This is a genomic window from Kribbella sp. NPDC031520, assembly GCF_055580825.1.
Genome location: NZ_JBVIKS010000003.1, coordinates 641,053 through 654,760, shown reverse-complemented (window position 1 = coordinate 654,760; position 13,708 = coordinate 641,053). Strand labels below are relative to the sequence as shown.

Sequence of the window (13,708 nt, the reverse complement as noted above, 5' to 3'; positions counted from 1 at the left end):
GCTTGGGACAAGTCCGACAAGCCTTGGAGGAATCATGGGAACCGTAGCGTCAGCGATGTCGATGTCACTGGACGGGTTCGTCACCGGCCCGAACGACAGCCGGAAGAACCCGCTCGGAGAAGGCGGTGAGATCCTGCACGACTGGCTGGGGGCGACGGCGACCGCCGCCGACCGGGAAGTTCTGCAGGAGATGGTGGCCGGAGCCGGAGCGATCCTGATGGGACGTCGTTCGTACGACTTCTGCGTCGGTGAGGGTGGCTGGGGTGACGGCGGACCGGCCGGCGACGTCCCGTGCTTCGTCCTGACGCACGAGCCGCCCGCCGAGGCGCCGAAGGTGTTCACGTTCGTCACCGACGGTATCGAGAGCGCCGTCAAGCAGGCGAAAGCCGTGGCCGGTGACCGTACGGTCGGCATCCACGGCGCGACCGCGGCACAGCAAGCACTGGCTGCCGGGCTGCTCGACGAGATCCAGGTCCACCTCGTACCCGTACTGCTCGGCGACGGCGTCCGGCTGTTCGACCTGCTCGGTGCATCGCCGGTGAACCTGACCCGCGACCGCGTGGTCGAGGCCGGCAGCGGGGTCACCCACCTGCGCTTCCACGTTGTCCGGTAGTTCCTCGACAGGCGGTTCCGCCCAGGCTTATCGTCCGGAGATGCGGAGACCGTCGGAGTTCACGTCGCGGCTGGTGCGGACCGCGGCCGCGGCGGGGGAGATGCCGGCGGTCGAGAGCGATCTGCGGCTTGCGATCCTGACCGGCGATCAGCCGCCGGGGACCTCGGTGCCGATCGACGAGGTAGCGGCGTTCTTCGGGGTCAGCGCGATCCCGGTACGCGAGGCCCTGAAGACGCTGTTCGGCGAAGGGCTGGTCGAGCACCGGCCGCACGTCGGGTACCGGGTCGCCAAGCTGACGTTCCTCGAGTTCCGCGAGCTGTACGACGTCCGCCAGGCGCTGGAGTCCGCGGCCCTGCGCGCGGCTGCCGTCAACGCGACCGCCGACGATCACGACCGGATCCGCGCCGCCCACGAAGCCCTGGCCGGCGCGGGTTCGTCGATGGACGCCCGCGAGTACGCGGCCGCGACCCGGCGGTTCCACTTCGCGCTGATCGAGCCGTCGGGGATGCACCGGCTGATCCGGATGTACGAGACCGCCTGGAACATCACCGAGCCGGCCCGGCCGATGGCCCGGGTCGCGGTGCAGGAGCGGGAAGGTTTCCAGGCCGATCACGAGCAGCTGGTGGCGGCGTACGTCGCCCGCGACGCCGACGCGCTGGTCGCCGCGTCGGAGCGGCACTACGCGCATCTGAAGGCCGCGATCGCGGAGTTCGCCGACGACCCGGAATGCTTCGCCGATCCGGCCTGACAACGTGGTTTTCCTATATTTGCAAGGGCGGATCATATATTTGAGCGGAACTTCGAATTATTCCTGGCTTGGCCAAAACTTCGGGTCTAGCTTTCCGTGCTACTCGGCCGCACGATCCCGCGCTGCGGCCCCGGGCCGGAGGAGCACACGATGGCGACCGAATCCCGTGTACCCGATGACATCGTCCAGGCGGCCGGCTATCCGGTGGAACCCGCGGCGCGCGACTACCATCCGCGGCTGACCAACCAGGACCTCGCGCCGCTGAAGCAGCAGACCTGGCGCAGCTACAACATCTTCGCGTTCTGGATGTCCGACGTGCACAGCGTCGGCGGGTACCTGACCGCGGGCAGCCTGTTCGCGCTCGGCCTGACCAGCTGGCAGGTGTTCGTCTGCCTGATCCTCGGGATCTGCATCGTGCAGTTCTTCTGCAACCTGGTCGCCAAACCGAGCCAGCAGGCCGGCGTTCCGTACCCGGTGATCAGCCGGGTCTCGTTCGGCGTCCTCGGCGCGAACATCCCGGCGATCATCCGCGGCCTGATCGCCGTTGCCTGGTACGGCGTACAGACGTTCCTGGCCGCCGAATCGCTGAACATCGTGTTCCTCAAGCTCTGGCCGGCGCTCGGCCCGTGGGCGGATGCGAAGGTGCACGGATTCGCCGGCCTGTCCGTGCTCGGGTACGTCAGCTTCGCAATCCTGTGGGTCGCCCAGGCCGCGCTGTTCTGGCGCGGGATGGAGACGATCCGGAAGTTCATCGACTTCGCCGGCCCGGCCGTGTACGTGACGATGCTGCTGCTCTGCGGGTACCTGCTGGTGAAGTCCGACTTCCACATCGACCTGAACCTGTCCAACCACAGCCTGACCGGCTGGGCGACGATCGGCACAATGCTGAGCGCGATCGCCCTGGTGGTCTCGTACTTCTCCGGGCCGATGCTGAACTTCGGCGACTTCGCCCGCTACGGCAACAGCTTCAAGAGCGTGCGCCGTGGAAACTTCTGGGGCCTGCCGATCAACTTCGTCTTCTTCTCACTGCTGACCGTGCTGACCGCGGGCGCAACGGTTCCGGTGTTCGGCGAACTGCTGACCGACCCGATCAAGACCGTGGAGCGGATCGACAGCACCTTCGCGATCCTGCTCGGTGCCCTGACGTTCGTCACCGCGACCGTCGGCATCAACATCGTCGCGAACTTCATCTCGCCGGCGTTCGACTTCTCGCACGTCAGCCCGCAGAAGATCAGCTGGCGGATGGGCGGCATGATCGCGGCCGTCGGCTCGGTCCTGCTGACGCCGTGGAACTGGTACAACAACGACACGGCAATCCATTACACGCTGGGCATTCTCGGCGCGCTGATCGGCCCGCTGTTCGGCATCCTGATCGCGGACTTCTACCTGATCCGCAAGCAGAAACTCGTCGTCGACGACATGTTCACGCTGGACAAGGACGGCGCGTACTACTACCGCAAGGGCTACAACCCGGTCGCGATCCGGTCCGTGATCGCCGCCGGTGCCGTCTCGGTCGCGTCGGTCCTCGTACCGCGGTGGATCGGCGAGGCGCTGTGGCTCAGCGACTACAGCTGGTTCATCGGCTGCGGTGTCGGCTACGCGGTCTACTCGGTCCTCGCGCGCCGCGCAGGCATCGCCCAAGGACAGGCATGATGCGGATCAAGGTGATCAACCCCAACACGACGGCGTCGATGACCGCGCTGATCGGCGAGTGCGCCCGGGCCGTCGCCGGTCCGGGGGTCACCGTCGACGCGGTGAACCCGGCGCACGGGCCGGCGTCGATCGAGAGCCACGCCGACGACGCGTACGCCGCACCCGGGCTGCTGCAGGAGATCGTGGACGGCGAAGCGGCCGGGTACGACGGGTACGTGATCGCGTGCTTCGGCGACCCGGGCCTGAAGGCAGCCCGGGAGCTCGCCCGCGGACCGGTCGTCGGGATCGCGGAGGCCGGCATGCGGACGGCGGCGTACCTGGGCCGCGGGTTCAGCGTCGTCACTACGCTTCGCCGGACCGTGGGTCACGCCCACGATCTGGCCGAGGAGTACGGCGTGGCGCGGCAGTGCCTCGGGATCCACGCGTGTGAGATCCCGGTGCTCGCGCTCGACACCGATCCGCACGCGCGGGCCACGATCCTGCGCGCGTGCGAGGAGGCGCTCGCGCTGGACGGCTCCGACGCGATCGTGCTCGGCTGCGCCGGCATGGCCGGCCTGTGCCACGACCTGTCGGCCGAGCTCGGGGTGAGCGTGATCGACGGTGTGGCGGCGGCGACCGCCACGGTCGAGTTACTGGTGCGGATGCGGCTGCGAACCGGCAAGCTCGGCGAGTTCGCGCCGCACCCGCGCTACCAAAACGCCTAGGACGCCATCCAGGACTGGATGCCCTCGATCGTGCGCGGCATGGCCTCGGAGAGGTTCTCCGGGGCCCCGTCGGTGATCAGGATGTCGTCCTCGATCCGGATGCCGATCCCGCGCAGGTCCTCGGGCACGGTCAGGTCGTCGGCCTGGAAGTACAGCCCCGGCTCGACGGTGAGGACGTGCCCGGGCTGGACGGTGCCCTTGCGGTACTTCTCCTCGCGGGCCGCCGCGCAGTCGTGGACGTCCAGGCCGAGCATGTGACTGACGCCGTGCAGCGTGTAGCGCTGGTACAGGCGGCTCTCCGGGTCGAGCGCCTCCTCGGCCGAGACCGGCAGCAGCTCCATCGCGTCGAGCCCGCGGACGATGACCTCCATCGCGGCCTCGTGCCCGGCCCGGAACGCGGCACCCGGCGTGAGGGCGGCGATACCGGCGTTCTGCGCGTCGAGGACCAGTTGGTACAGGTCCCGCTGGCGCGGGGTGAACTCGCCGTTCACCGGCAGCGTGCGGGTGATGTCGGCGGTGTACAGCTGCCGGTTCTCCACACCCATGTCGAGCAGCATCAGCGTGCCGTCGTTCACCGGGCCGTCGTTCTCGATCCAGTGCAGCGTGGTCGCGTGCGGACCGGCCGCGGCGATCGACGTGTACCCGACGTCGTTCCCCTCGGCGCGGGCCCGGCGCCAGAACGTGCCCTCGATCCAGCGTTCGCCGTACGTCCTGACCTTGTCCATCTCGGCGAGGACGTCGGAGAACCCGCGGTGGGTGATCGCGACCGCGTCCCGGAGCTGGTCGAGCTCGTACGCGTCCTTGACCAGCCGGAGCTCGGACAGCGTCGCGGCCAGCTCGTTGTCCTTCAGGTCGTCGGTCCGCGCGCCGCTCAGCAGCGCAGCGATCGACTCGTCCTCGTCCCGGCGGACGCGGGTCGGTACGTCGCCCTTCAACGCGTCGGCCAGCTGGTCGACGTGCTGGGTCTCGATGCCGAACTCCTTCGCGGTCTCGGTCAGCGACGGGCGGCGGCCGGCCCAGAGTTCGCCGTACGTCCGGTCCCGCCAGAACTCCTCGCCCTGGCCGCGGCCGGCGCGCGGCCGGAAGTACAGCACGGAGTCGTGGCCGGTGGTGCCGTTCGGCTCGAGCACCAGGACGGCGTCGGAGGTCTGGTTGCCGGTCAGCCACACGTAGTCGGTGTGCGGGCGGAAGACGAAGTCGGTGTCGTTCGAGCGGACCTTGTAGGTGCCGGCCGGGATCACCAGCCGCTCGCCCGGGAACGCCTGCGACAGTGCGTCCCGGCGCTTCGCCGCCCACACGCCGACGTCACTCAGGGAGAGATCGTGCCGCTCGGAGTCGGCCCATCCCGAGTTCATGAACGCGCGCAGCTTCGGGCTCGGCTCGCTGTCGTGGGACGCGGTCTTCGGGCCAGTGGTGCCGGTGTTCCCGGCAGCGTTCTCGGTCATCGGTGACCAGTCCTCATCTCGCTACGGGTGCAGTTGGTCCCCACGTAGCGTGCTGCTGTCCGGCAGTGCCTCCGCGGGGTCGGAGCCGATGCGGGTGATCGCATTGTGCTCGTCCACGAAGACTACGCTCGGCTCGAAGACCTTCGCCTCGGCGGTGTCGAACATCCCGTACGCGATCAGGATCACCAGGTCGCCCGGGTGGATCAGGTGCGCCGCCGCCCCGTTGATCCCGACGATCCCGGACCCGCGCGGTCCCTCGATCAGGTACGTCGACAGCCGCTGCCCGTTGGTGACGTCGACGATGTCGACCTTCTCGCCCGGCAGCAGGTCCGCCGCGTCCATCAGGTCCGCGTCCAGCGTGCACGACCCGACGTAGTCCAGGTCCGCCTGCGTCACCGTCGCCCGGTGCACCTTCGACTTCATCATGTCGCGCCACATGCCGGCTCATGATCCCGGCGTAGCCCCCGGCTGTCAGTGGCCGCAGTCACGTCGGACCTTTTCATCAGGATCGAATCTTGTGGCAGTCGGCAACTTTCCGCAGGGGCGTGGTGTCTCAACCGGTGCGCTGCCGACGGGGGAGCGCCTGATGGAGGGGATCGAGAGATGAAGCGGTACGGCGTGATGGCAGGGGTCGCTACGGGGGTCGCGGCGCTGGCGGCGGCGGGGAGTGTGTTGCTGGGGACGACACAGCCGAGCAGCGCCGCGGTGACCCAGCAGCCGGTCAAGCTGACGGCTGCCCAGAGAAGTGCACAGAGCAGTACTTCGGTGACGTTCGTGAAGCGGTACTTCGAGCGCAAGTACCCGCACGGATACCTGTCGAACGCCGTACTGCCGAAGACCTGGCGTGAGGTGGACGTGGCCAAGCACCAGACCCGGTTCGACGACACCGCCGACAGCCGGATGATCCGGTTCAACACGTGGTGGGGGCCGCAGACGCCGCAGAACGCGCTGAAGCAGAAGGTGGCCGCGCTCAGGGGGACGCGCGGGCTTCACATCCTCGGTACGTCCACGGTCGGCATGCCGTCCACCGCGGGACAGGGGCGGCTGACGGTGAGCACGATCGTCTACACGTACAAGAGCGGCAGTACGACCCGCTGGGTGGCCACGCGGTACGTCGCTCAGGGCGGGCGGACCCTGACCGACGCCGAGATCACCGTTGCGGGTCGTCCTGCCAGCAGCAAGACGCTGGGCCTCGTACTGAACAAGGCGACTCAGACGCTGGTCATCACTCCCTGACGCGAATCGGCTGGTGGGCGGCGGAGCGCGTCGCCCTCCACGTCGACCTTCGGGAGTACGCGGTCCAGCCAGCGGGGGAGGTACCAGGCGCGCCGGCCGAGCAGTGCCATCACCGCCGGTACGACGGTCATCCGGACCACGAACGCGTCGATCAGGACCGCGAGCGCGAGCCCGAAGCCCATCTCCCGGATCAGCGCCTGGTCGGACAGGACGAACCCGGAGAACACCGCGGTCATGATCACCGCCGCCGCGGTCACCACCCGCGCACCGTGCGCGAACCCGTTGGCCACCGCGGCCTGCGGGCCCGCGCCGTGGACGTGTTCCTCGCGCATCCGGGTGACCAGGAAGATCTGGTAGTCCATCGCCAGCCCGAACACCACTCCGATCAGGAAGATCGGCAGCATGCTGATCACCGGCCCGGTCTGCCCGGAGATCCCGAACACGCCGGCCAGCCAGCCCCATTGGAACACCGCGACCACCGCACCGAACGTTGCCGCCACGCTGAGCAGGAACCCGAGCGTCGCCTTCAACGGGATGAGCAGCGAACGGAACACCAGCATCAGCAGCAGGAACGCCAGCCCGACGACCAGGGTCAGGTACGGGACGAGTGCGCTGCCGAGCTTGTCCGAGATGTCGATGCTGATCGCGGTCGCGCCGGTCACCGCGACCTCGGCGCCGTCGGGGTTCGGCAGTGCGCGGATCGACTTCACCAGGTCGCTCGTCTGCGTCGTACTCGGACCGCTGTCCGGGATCACGGTCAGCAGCGCAGTGTTTCCGGCTGGGCTGAAGCGCGGTGGGGAGACCACCTTGACGTCGGGCAGGGTGCGGATGGCGGTTGCGGTGCTGGTGGCAGCGTTCTGTGGGTCGGGGGCTCCGCCGGCGTCGACGACGACGATCAGCGGGCCGTTGAAGCCGGGCCCGAAGCCCTCGGACAGCAGGTCGTACGCCTTGCGCTGGGTGGAGTCGGGCGCCGCGGTGCTGTCGTTGGGCAGGCCGAGTTCGAGATCGGTCGCCGGGACGGCCAGGATGCCGAGGCCGGCGACGGTGACGAGCAGTACCGCCAGCGGCCGCCGGGTCACGAACCGCACCCACCGGCGCCCCGCGGTCTCCCGTCCTCTCGACCGCCCGGCCGTCAGCTGGCCGAGTCGCCCGGAGAAGACCCGCGGCCCGGCGAAGCCGAGCAGGGCGGGCAGAAGGGTGAGGGCGATCCCGACCGCGATCACCACCGTGAACGCGGCCGCCAGGCCCATCTGGGTGAGGAACGGGATATCGACGACGAACAGCCCGGCCAGCGCGATCACCACGGTCAGTCCCGCGAACACCACCGCGGATCCGGCCGTACCGACCGCGCGCCCGGTCGCTTCCTCGGGTTCGAGGCCGGTACTCAGCTCGTGCCGGTACCGCGACATGATGAACAGCGCATAGTCGATCGACACCGCGAGTCCGATCATCAGCGCCAGGATCGACGTCCCGGAACCGATGTCGACGAACCCGCTGAGCGCCGTGATCGCGGTCACCCCGATGCCCACCCCGATGATTGCCGACAGCAACGGTAGGCCGGCCGCGACGAGCGAGCCGAAGGTGATCAGCAGGACGACCGCGGCCACTCCCAGGCCGATCACCTCGGTCAGGTGTTGTGCGCCACTCGGTTGCAGCGCCTCCCCGCCGTACTCGACAGTGAGACCGGATGCCCGCGCCGGTGCGATCGCGGCGTCCACCGCGTCCTTGGCCTCGGGCGTGACGTCGGCGGCGCGGACGGTGTACGTCACCTGGGCGTAGCCGGTACGGCCGTCCGGTGAGATCGCCTTCGCCGTGAACGGGTCGAGTACGTGGGCGACCTGTGGTGCGGTGGCGATCCGGGCCAGGGTCTGCTGCACCTGCGGGTTGCCGGCGAGCTGCTGGCCGGGTGGCGCCTGGAAGACGATCCGGGCGGTCGCGGAGTCAGCGCCGGCCTGCGGGAAGCGATCGTGCAGCAGGTCGGCGGCCCGCTGCGACTCGGTGCCGGGAATGGAGAAGCCGGCGGAGGTCGGGCCGGACAGGGCGACCGCGCCGGTGACGCCGGCCGCGAGCAGCCCGAGCCAGATCAGTACGACGAGCCGCCGTCTGCGAAAGGCGAACCGGCCGAGCCGGTAGAGGTACGTAGCCATGCTCTCGATGCTCCCGGCGCGGCACCGTCCTCCGCGTCGCCCGATCGCGGACATCCGCCCGTACCGCGATCGCCGTACCGGGCTACTGCGACTGCGGTATGCCTGGGCGGACCAGGCCGGTCTGGTACGCGAGCACGACGAGCTGGGCGCGGTCGCGGCAGTCGAGTTTCATCATCGCGCGGTTGACATGGGTCTTCGCGGTCGACGGGGACGGCACCAGCCGCTCGGCGATCTCGTCGTTGGACAGGCCGAGCGCGACCAGGCCGACGATCTCGCGTTCGCGCTCGGTGAGGACGTCGAGCACCGTGGGACCCGTCGTCCGGCCGGGGGTGGGCTCGGCCAGGAAGCGGTTGATCAGCCCGCGGACCGCTTTGGGCGAGAGCAGCGCGTCGCCGCGGGCGACCACCCGGATCGCGTCGATCAGTTCGGCAGGCTCGACGCTCTTGCCGAGGAAACCACTGGCGCCGGCGCGGATCGCCTCGAACACATACTCGTCCACCTCGAACGTGGTCAGTACCAGCACCTTCACGCCGGCCAGCGCCTCGTCCGCGGTGATCATCCGGGTCGCCGCGAGCCCGTCCAGCTCCGGCATCCGGATGTCCATCAGCACCACGTCGGCCCGCTCGCTCCGGGCCAGCTCGACCGCCTCCCGCCCGTTCGACGCCTCAGCGACGACCTCCAGATCGGGTGCCGAACTCACCAGCACCCGGAACCCGCTGCGGATCAGCGTCTGGTCGTCGGCCAGCAGTACCCGGATCGTCACCCATCACTCCCGTCTCCAAAGGCAACACAGCACGTACCGCGAACCCACCAGCCGGCTCCGGTCCAGTCGTCAACCGGCCGCCCACCGCAGCAACCCGCTCCCGCATGCCGACCAGCCCATGCCCGGCGCCCATGTGCTCGGCAGTCGGCTCATCACCTGTGTCTGTTACCTCGATCGTCAGCGCACTTGCGCCCCGGTCGATACAGACCCGGGCGGTTGCGCCTGGGGCGTGTTTGAGGACGTTGGTGAGGGACTCCTGAATGACGCGGTAGGCGGTTAGTTCTACGACGTCCGGCAGGGGTTCTAGGGACGCAGGGGGCGTCCACTGGACGTCTACGCCGGCCGCTGCGAAGGAGTCGATCAGAGCGCCCAGCTCGTGCAGCGACGGGGTCGGTGCGGTCGGCAGGGGAGAGCCGGAGCGGCGTAGCACCCCGAGGAGGACGGTGAGCTCTTGGAGTACGGTGCGGCCGCCTGATCGGACCAGGGCGAGGGCGCGTTCGGCCTCGTCCGGCTGCGAGCGCAGTACATGTGCTGCCACCCCGGACTGCACGTTCATCAGCGCGATGTGGTGCGCGATGACGTCGTGCAGCTCGTGGGCGATCCGCAGCCGTTCCTCGATCACCCGGCGCCGGGCTTCTTCGTCACGGGACTGCTCCGCGCGGGTCGCTCGTTCCTCCAACTCCTGGAGGTACGCGCGCCGGTACCGCACGGCCTCGCCGATCGCGCCCGAGAACAGCACGAAGAAGGTCAGGCCGAGGTTGTCGAGCACGTCCCCGCCGACGAACAACGCCTCGGCCGTCAGGGTGATCAAGGCGGCGGCGACGACCGCGATCGATCGGGTCGTCCGGTCCTTGCAGAGGACGACGGTGTAGGCCGCGACGCCCAGGTACATGACGATCGGGCTCTTGGCCTGCTCGGCGATCACGAAAGCGGTCGCGACCGCGGTGGTGATCGCCAGCACCAGCATCGGCGCGCGCCGCCTGAAGACGATCGCGACCGCACCCACGAGAGCCAGCACTACCGTCGTCCGGTCCAACTGGAGTCGCTCGCCCATGTGCCGGCCGCCCGGCACCGTCAGGTTGATCAGCAGGATCGCGAGGGCAAGTGCAAGGTCCAGCGCCAGCGGGTGCCGCCTGAAGACACGGCAGAACCTGATGAGCCGTTCCATGACTTCACAGTACGTGTTCGTCCAGCGGACCGCGTCGTCCTCCGGCCGTATCCCCGCCGTACCGCGATCGCGGTATCAGAGCAGCTCGGCCAAGGCGGTGATCGGATCGGCGGCTGCCAGCAGGCGGACGCCGCGCGGGAGCAGTACCAGCTGACCGCTGTAGGCCCGGCCGGCCACGGCGGCCCGTTGCCAGAGCAGGATCGTCTGAAGCGCGACAGCGTCGTACACGTGCCCGTCGGGGTCGCTCCACCGGGCCGATCCGTAGGTGGCTCGCAGGTGTTTGCGGACACGTCCCGAGGCGGTCTCTTTCCCGAGCTCGACTCCGGCGAACACGGGACCGAAGGCTGTTGCGGCCACGGCGACGGGATCGGCGTCGAGCATCGATTCGATGTCGGCGTTGTACGGCATCAGGCTGGGTCCTCGGAGGCTTGTACGGCGAGGTCGCGGAGCGCCTCGTACCGCGGGCGCATGGTTGCGACCCTGTCGACCTCTTCATCATCCGGTGTCAGGTGCTCACCGCCCGGCGACGGGGACAGGCCGAGTGCTACGGCCGCGGCGCCCCGGGCACCTACCTCCGCCTCCGCGCAGACCGTGGTCGGGCGGGCGAACGTCGCGGTGAGGCAGCGCCGCCACCACTCCGACGCGTCGATCCCGCCGCCGCCCAGCACTACGTCCAGCTGCCGGTCGAAGAGCGCGTCGAGCTGGCGTAGGCCACGGTCGATCTCCAGCGACGCGCCCTGCAGCGCGGCCGCGAGCAGATCGGCGGGGCTGTCGTCGAACGAGAGCCCGAAGTACACCCCGGAACCGCCCGGCACGTTCGCAGGCGGCCGGGTACCGGCCATGAACGGGATCGCGATCGCATGCGTCCCGCCGATCTCGACGCCGACCGGTTCGTCGGACTCCAGCCGCAGTACGCCGGTCAGCCAGGCGTGCAGGTTCCCGGCGGCGGAGAACGCCACCCCGGTCACCGCGCGCTTGTCGTCGACCCGGTACCGCCACAGCTCCCACGGCAGCTCCGGCGCGTTCTCGATCGGGTGCACGACCCGTACGGCGGCCGACGTACCGACCGTCACCGCTGCCGTGCCCGCGTCGTACCCGCCGGTGCCGACGTTCGACGCGGCGCCGTCACCGGTCGGGGGATGCACGGGTACGCCGACCAGCCCGGGCCAGCGGCGTTCGTACTCCTTGGACAACCTCCCGGTCCACCCGGTCGGCACGATCGGCGGCAGCCGGTCCGCGGTCACGCCCGCGATCGCCAGCGCCTCGCCGTCGTACGTACCGGTCGCGAGGTCGAGCGTCCCGGTCCCGGACGCGATCGACACGGACGTCACCCTCTCGCCGGTCAGCCGCTCCAGGACGAGATCGGGCAGACCCGCGAACGCCGCAGGCGAGTCCGACGCGAGCAGCCACGGGATCCGGCGCGTCCAGTACAGCCGGTGCAACCACGTCCCGGTCCGGGCATGGAACGCCTGCTCGTCGAACGATGTACCGAGATCGAGGTCCACCGAACGCGTGTCCGCCCAGGTGATCACCGGCGTCCGTGCCGCGCCCTTGTTGTCCAGGGCAACGATCGAGTGCCACTGCGAGGACAGCACGATCGAGCCGATGCCCTCCAGATGCCCGTTCTGCTCGAGCTCGTCGAGGCACCCGAGCAGGCCCTCGACGTACTCGTGCAGGTCGAGCGTCGCGGAGCCGTCGTGCCCGTACGCCGGGGAGATCTTGTGCCGGGCCAGCGCGCCCGGGATCGGCGACGCGTCCTCCTCGTGCAGAACAAGGGCGCGCGCGGACGACGTACCCAGATCGAGAGCGAGGACCCGTCCGTCAGTCTTCGTCATGCAGGGCCTTGAGGAAGTTCTGGGCCCAGACGTTCACGTCGTGCGCCGCGAGGTGCTTGCGCATCGCCTTCATCCGCCGGCCGAGCTGCCGTTCGTCGGTGTTCATCGCGTCGACAATCGTGTCCTTCATCCCGTTGATGTCGTGCGGGTTCACCAGGAACGCCTGCCGGAACTCGTCCGCCGCTCCGGCGAACTCACTCAGTACGAGCGCCCCGGTGTCGTCGTACCGCGTCGACACGTACTCCTTCGCCACCAGGTTCATACCGTCCCGCAACGGGGTCACGACCGCAACGTCCGCGGCCCGGAACAACGCCGCCATCTCGGTCCGGGAGTACGACGTGTGCAGGTAGTTGATCGCGGGCGTACCGATCCGGCCGTGCTCGCCGTTGATCCGGCCGACCAGCAGCTCGATCTCGTCCCGCAGCACCCGGTACTGCTCGACCCGCTCGCGGGACGGCGTCGCGACCTGGATGAACACTGCGTCGTCGACCGAGATCCGCTTCTCGTCGAGCAGTTCGCCGAACGCCCGCAGCCGCTGCCGGATGCCCTTGGTGTAGTCGAGCCGGTCCACACCGAGCAGGATGTGTGTCGGGTTGCCGACCTCCTCGCGCATCTCGGCCGCCCGGGCGGTGGTCTCCGGCTGCCGGGCCAGGTTCTCCAGCTCGTTCACGTCGATCGAGATCGGGAACGCCTTGGCCCGGACGATCCGGTCGTCCGGCAGATGGATCCGGTCGCCGCGGGTCCGCAGACCCATCCGGTTGCGGGCCAGCCGGGCGAAGTTCGACGCGGCACCGGGCCGCTGGAACCCGACCAGGTCGGCGCCCATCAGCCCGTCCAGGATCTGCCGCCGCCACGGCATCTGCGCGAACAGCTCGGTCGGCGGGAACGGGATGTGCAGGAAGAACCCGATCCGGACGTCGGGGCGCATCCGGCGCAGCATCGCCGGGACCAGCTGCAGCTGGTAGTCGTGCACCCAGACGTCGGCGTTGTCGGCGGCGGCTTCCGCGGCGGCCTCGGCGAACCGGCGGTTCACCGCGACGTACGACTCCCACCACTCGCGGTGGAACTCGGGCGCGACGATCACGTCGTGGTACAGCGGCCAGAGCGTGGCGTTGGAGAAACCCTCGTAGTACAGCTGGACGTCCTCGGCGCTGAGCATCACCGGCACCAGGTGCATGCCGTTGTCGTCGAAGGGATCCAGTTTCTCGTCGGGGCTGCCGGTCCAGCCGATCCAGGCGCCGTGGTGGCCCTGCATCACCGGTGCCAGCGCGGTCACGAGGCCGCCCGGGCTGCGCCGCCAGGCCGTGCTGCCGTCGGGCATCTCGATCCGGTCGACCGGCAGCCGGTTGGCCACCACTACGAAGGAACTCCTACCGTTCGGCAGTCCAGACATGAT

At 69.3% G+C, this 13,708-nt stretch carries 13 protein-coding genes; 5 read left to right on the top strand and 8 right to left on the bottom strand.

The annotated features are described in order from the left end of the window. The first annotated feature begins 34 nt into the window (after positions 1-34). The 4 genes from ACZ5BU_RS18525 (at position 35) to ACZ5BU_RS18510 (ending at position 3,718) form a co-directional block, all read left to right on the top strand. The gene (locus tag ACZ5BU_RS18525; protein ID WP_465700358.1) at positions 35-613 is read left to right on the top strand and encodes a dihydrofolate reductase family protein; all 579 of its coding nucleotides are present in this window, start codon (positions 35-37) and stop codon (positions 611-613) included. 40 nt (positions 614-653) lie between these two features. Then, positions 654-1,361, top strand: a complete 708-nt coding sequence (locus ACZ5BU_RS18520) for a GntR family transcriptional regulator (RefSeq protein ID WP_465700357.1) — start codon at positions 654-656, stop codon at positions 1,359-1,361. Between the two features lie 150 nt (positions 1,362-1,511). Next, positions 1,512-3,014 (top strand): NCS1 family nucleobase:cation symporter-1, encoded by a 1,503-nt coding sequence (locus ACZ5BU_RS18515; protein ID WP_465700356.1) that lies wholly within the window; start codon positions 1,512-1,514, stop codon positions 3,012-3,014. Further along, the gene (locus ACZ5BU_RS18510; protein WP_465700355.1) at positions 3,011-3,718 is read left to right on the top strand and encodes an aspartate/glutamate racemase family protein; all 708 of its coding nucleotides are present in this window, start codon (positions 3,011-3,013) and stop codon (positions 3,716-3,718) included. Before ACZ5BU_RS18515 ends, ACZ5BU_RS18510 begins: the two co-directional genes overlap by 4 nt. On the opposite strand, the gene ACZ5BU_RS18505 is transcribed toward ACZ5BU_RS18510, so the two are convergent. Together ACZ5BU_RS18505 and panD are read right to left on the bottom strand one after the other, a co-directional pair. Further along, a complete protein-coding gene (locus ACZ5BU_RS18505) occupies positions 3,715-5,163 on the bottom strand; it encodes an aminopeptidase P family protein (RefSeq protein ID WP_465700353.1) in 1,449 nt (482 codons plus the stop codon). The genes ACZ5BU_RS18510 and ACZ5BU_RS18505 overlap by 4 nt on opposite strands. Before the next feature lie 21 nt (positions 5,164-5,184). Further along, positions 5,185-5,601, bottom strand: a complete 417-nt coding sequence (panD, locus tag ACZ5BU_RS18500) for an aspartate 1-decarboxylase (RefSeq protein ID WP_465700352.1) — start codon at positions 5,599-5,601, stop codon at positions 5,185-5,187. Positions 5,602-5,766: 165 nt separating this feature from the next. Between panD and ACZ5BU_RS18495 the strand changes: the two genes are divergently transcribed. Next, positions 5,767-6,399 carry a hypothetical protein gene (locus ACZ5BU_RS18495; protein WP_465700351.1) on the top strand — a complete coding sequence of 211 codons (633 nt, stop codon included), beginning with the start codon at positions 5,767-5,769 and terminating at the stop codon, positions 6,397-6,399. On the opposite strand, the gene ACZ5BU_RS18490 is transcribed toward ACZ5BU_RS18495, so the two are convergent. The 6 genes from ACZ5BU_RS18490 to ACZ5BU_RS18465 form a co-directional block, all read right to left on the bottom strand. After that, entirely contained in the window at positions 6,375-8,546 is a 2,172-nt protein-coding gene (locus tag ACZ5BU_RS18490) for an MMPL family transporter (protein ID WP_465700349.1), read from the bottom strand. The two genes, ACZ5BU_RS18495 and ACZ5BU_RS18490, sit on opposite strands and share 25 nt — an antisense overlap. A gap of 82 nt (positions 8,547-8,628) precedes the next feature. Next, on the bottom strand, positions 8,629-9,309 hold the full coding sequence (locus ACZ5BU_RS18485; RefSeq protein ID WP_465700348.1) for a response regulator transcription factor: 681 nt from the start codon (positions 9,307-9,309) through the stop codon (positions 8,629-8,631). Next, positions 9,212-10,477 carry a sensor histidine kinase gene (locus tag ACZ5BU_RS18480; protein ID WP_465700346.1) on the bottom strand — a complete coding sequence of 422 codons (1,266 nt, stop codon included), beginning with the start codon at positions 10,475-10,477 and terminating at the stop codon, positions 9,212-9,214. Before ACZ5BU_RS18480 ends, ACZ5BU_RS18485 begins: the two co-directional genes overlap by 98 nt. 75 nt (positions 10,478-10,552) lie before the next feature. Further along, the gene (locus ACZ5BU_RS18475; RefSeq protein WP_465700345.1) at positions 10,553-10,885 is read right to left on the bottom strand and encodes a hypothetical protein; all 333 of its coding nucleotides are present in this window, start codon (positions 10,883-10,885) and stop codon (positions 10,553-10,555) included. Beyond that, entirely contained in the window at positions 10,885-12,312 is a 1,428-nt protein-coding gene (locus tag ACZ5BU_RS18470; protein WP_465700344.1) for an FGGY family carbohydrate kinase, read from the bottom strand. Before ACZ5BU_RS18470 ends, ACZ5BU_RS18475 begins: the two co-directional genes overlap by 1 nt. After that, on the bottom strand, positions 12,299-13,705 hold the full coding sequence (locus ACZ5BU_RS18465) for an alpha,alpha-trehalose-phosphate synthase (UDP-forming) (RefSeq protein WP_465700342.1): 1,407 nt from the start codon (positions 13,703-13,705) through the stop codon (positions 12,299-12,301). Before ACZ5BU_RS18465 ends, ACZ5BU_RS18470 begins: the two co-directional genes overlap by 14 nt. Between the last annotated feature and the right edge of the window lie 3 nt (positions 13,706-13,708).

Bases quoted from the DNA above. Each gene is read 5' to 3' on its own strand.
- ACZ5BU_RS18525 (WP_465700358.1), top strand. From the start codon at position 35: ATGGGAACCGTAGCGTCAGCGATGTCGATGTCACTGGACGGGTTCGTC.
- ACZ5BU_RS18520 (WP_465700357.1), top strand. From the start codon at position 654: ATGCGGAGACCGTCGGAGTTCACGTCGCGGCTGGTGCGGACCGCGGCC.
- ACZ5BU_RS18515 (WP_465700356.1), top strand. From the start codon at position 1,512: ATGGCGACCGAATCCCGTGTACCCGATGACATCGTCCAGGCGGCCGGC.
- ACZ5BU_RS18510 (WP_465700355.1), top strand. From the start codon at position 3,011: ATGATGCGGATCAAGGTGATCAACCCCAACACGACGGCGTCGATGACC.
- ACZ5BU_RS18505 (WP_465700353.1), bottom strand. From the start codon at position 5,163: ATGACCGAGAACGCTGCCGGGAACACCGGCACCACTGGCCCGAAGACC.
- panD (WP_465700352.1), bottom strand. From the start codon at position 5,601: ATGTGGCGCGACATGATGAAGTCGAAGGTGCACCGGGCGACGGTGACG.
- ACZ5BU_RS18495 (WP_465700351.1), top strand. From the start codon at position 5,767: ATGAAGCGGTACGGCGTGATGGCAGGGGTCGCTACGGGGGTCGCGGCG.
- ACZ5BU_RS18490 (WP_465700349.1), bottom strand. From the start codon at position 8,546: ATGGCTACGTACCTCTACCGGCTCGGCCGGTTCGCCTTTCGCAGACGG.
- ACZ5BU_RS18480 (WP_465700346.1), bottom strand. From the start codon at position 10,477: ATGGAACGGCTCATCAGGTTCTGCCGTGTCTTCAGGCGGCACCCGCTG.
- ACZ5BU_RS18475 (WP_465700345.1), bottom strand. From the start codon at position 10,885: ATGCCGTACAACGCCGACATCGAATCGATGCTCGACGCCGATCCCGTC.
- ACZ5BU_RS18470 (WP_465700344.1), bottom strand. From the start codon at position 12,312: ATGACGAAGACTGACGGACGGGTCCTCGCTCTCGATCTGGGTACGTCG.
- ACZ5BU_RS18465 (WP_465700342.1), bottom strand. From the start codon at position 13,705: ATGTCTGGACTGCCGAACGGTAGGAGTTCCTTCGTAGTGGTGGCCAAC.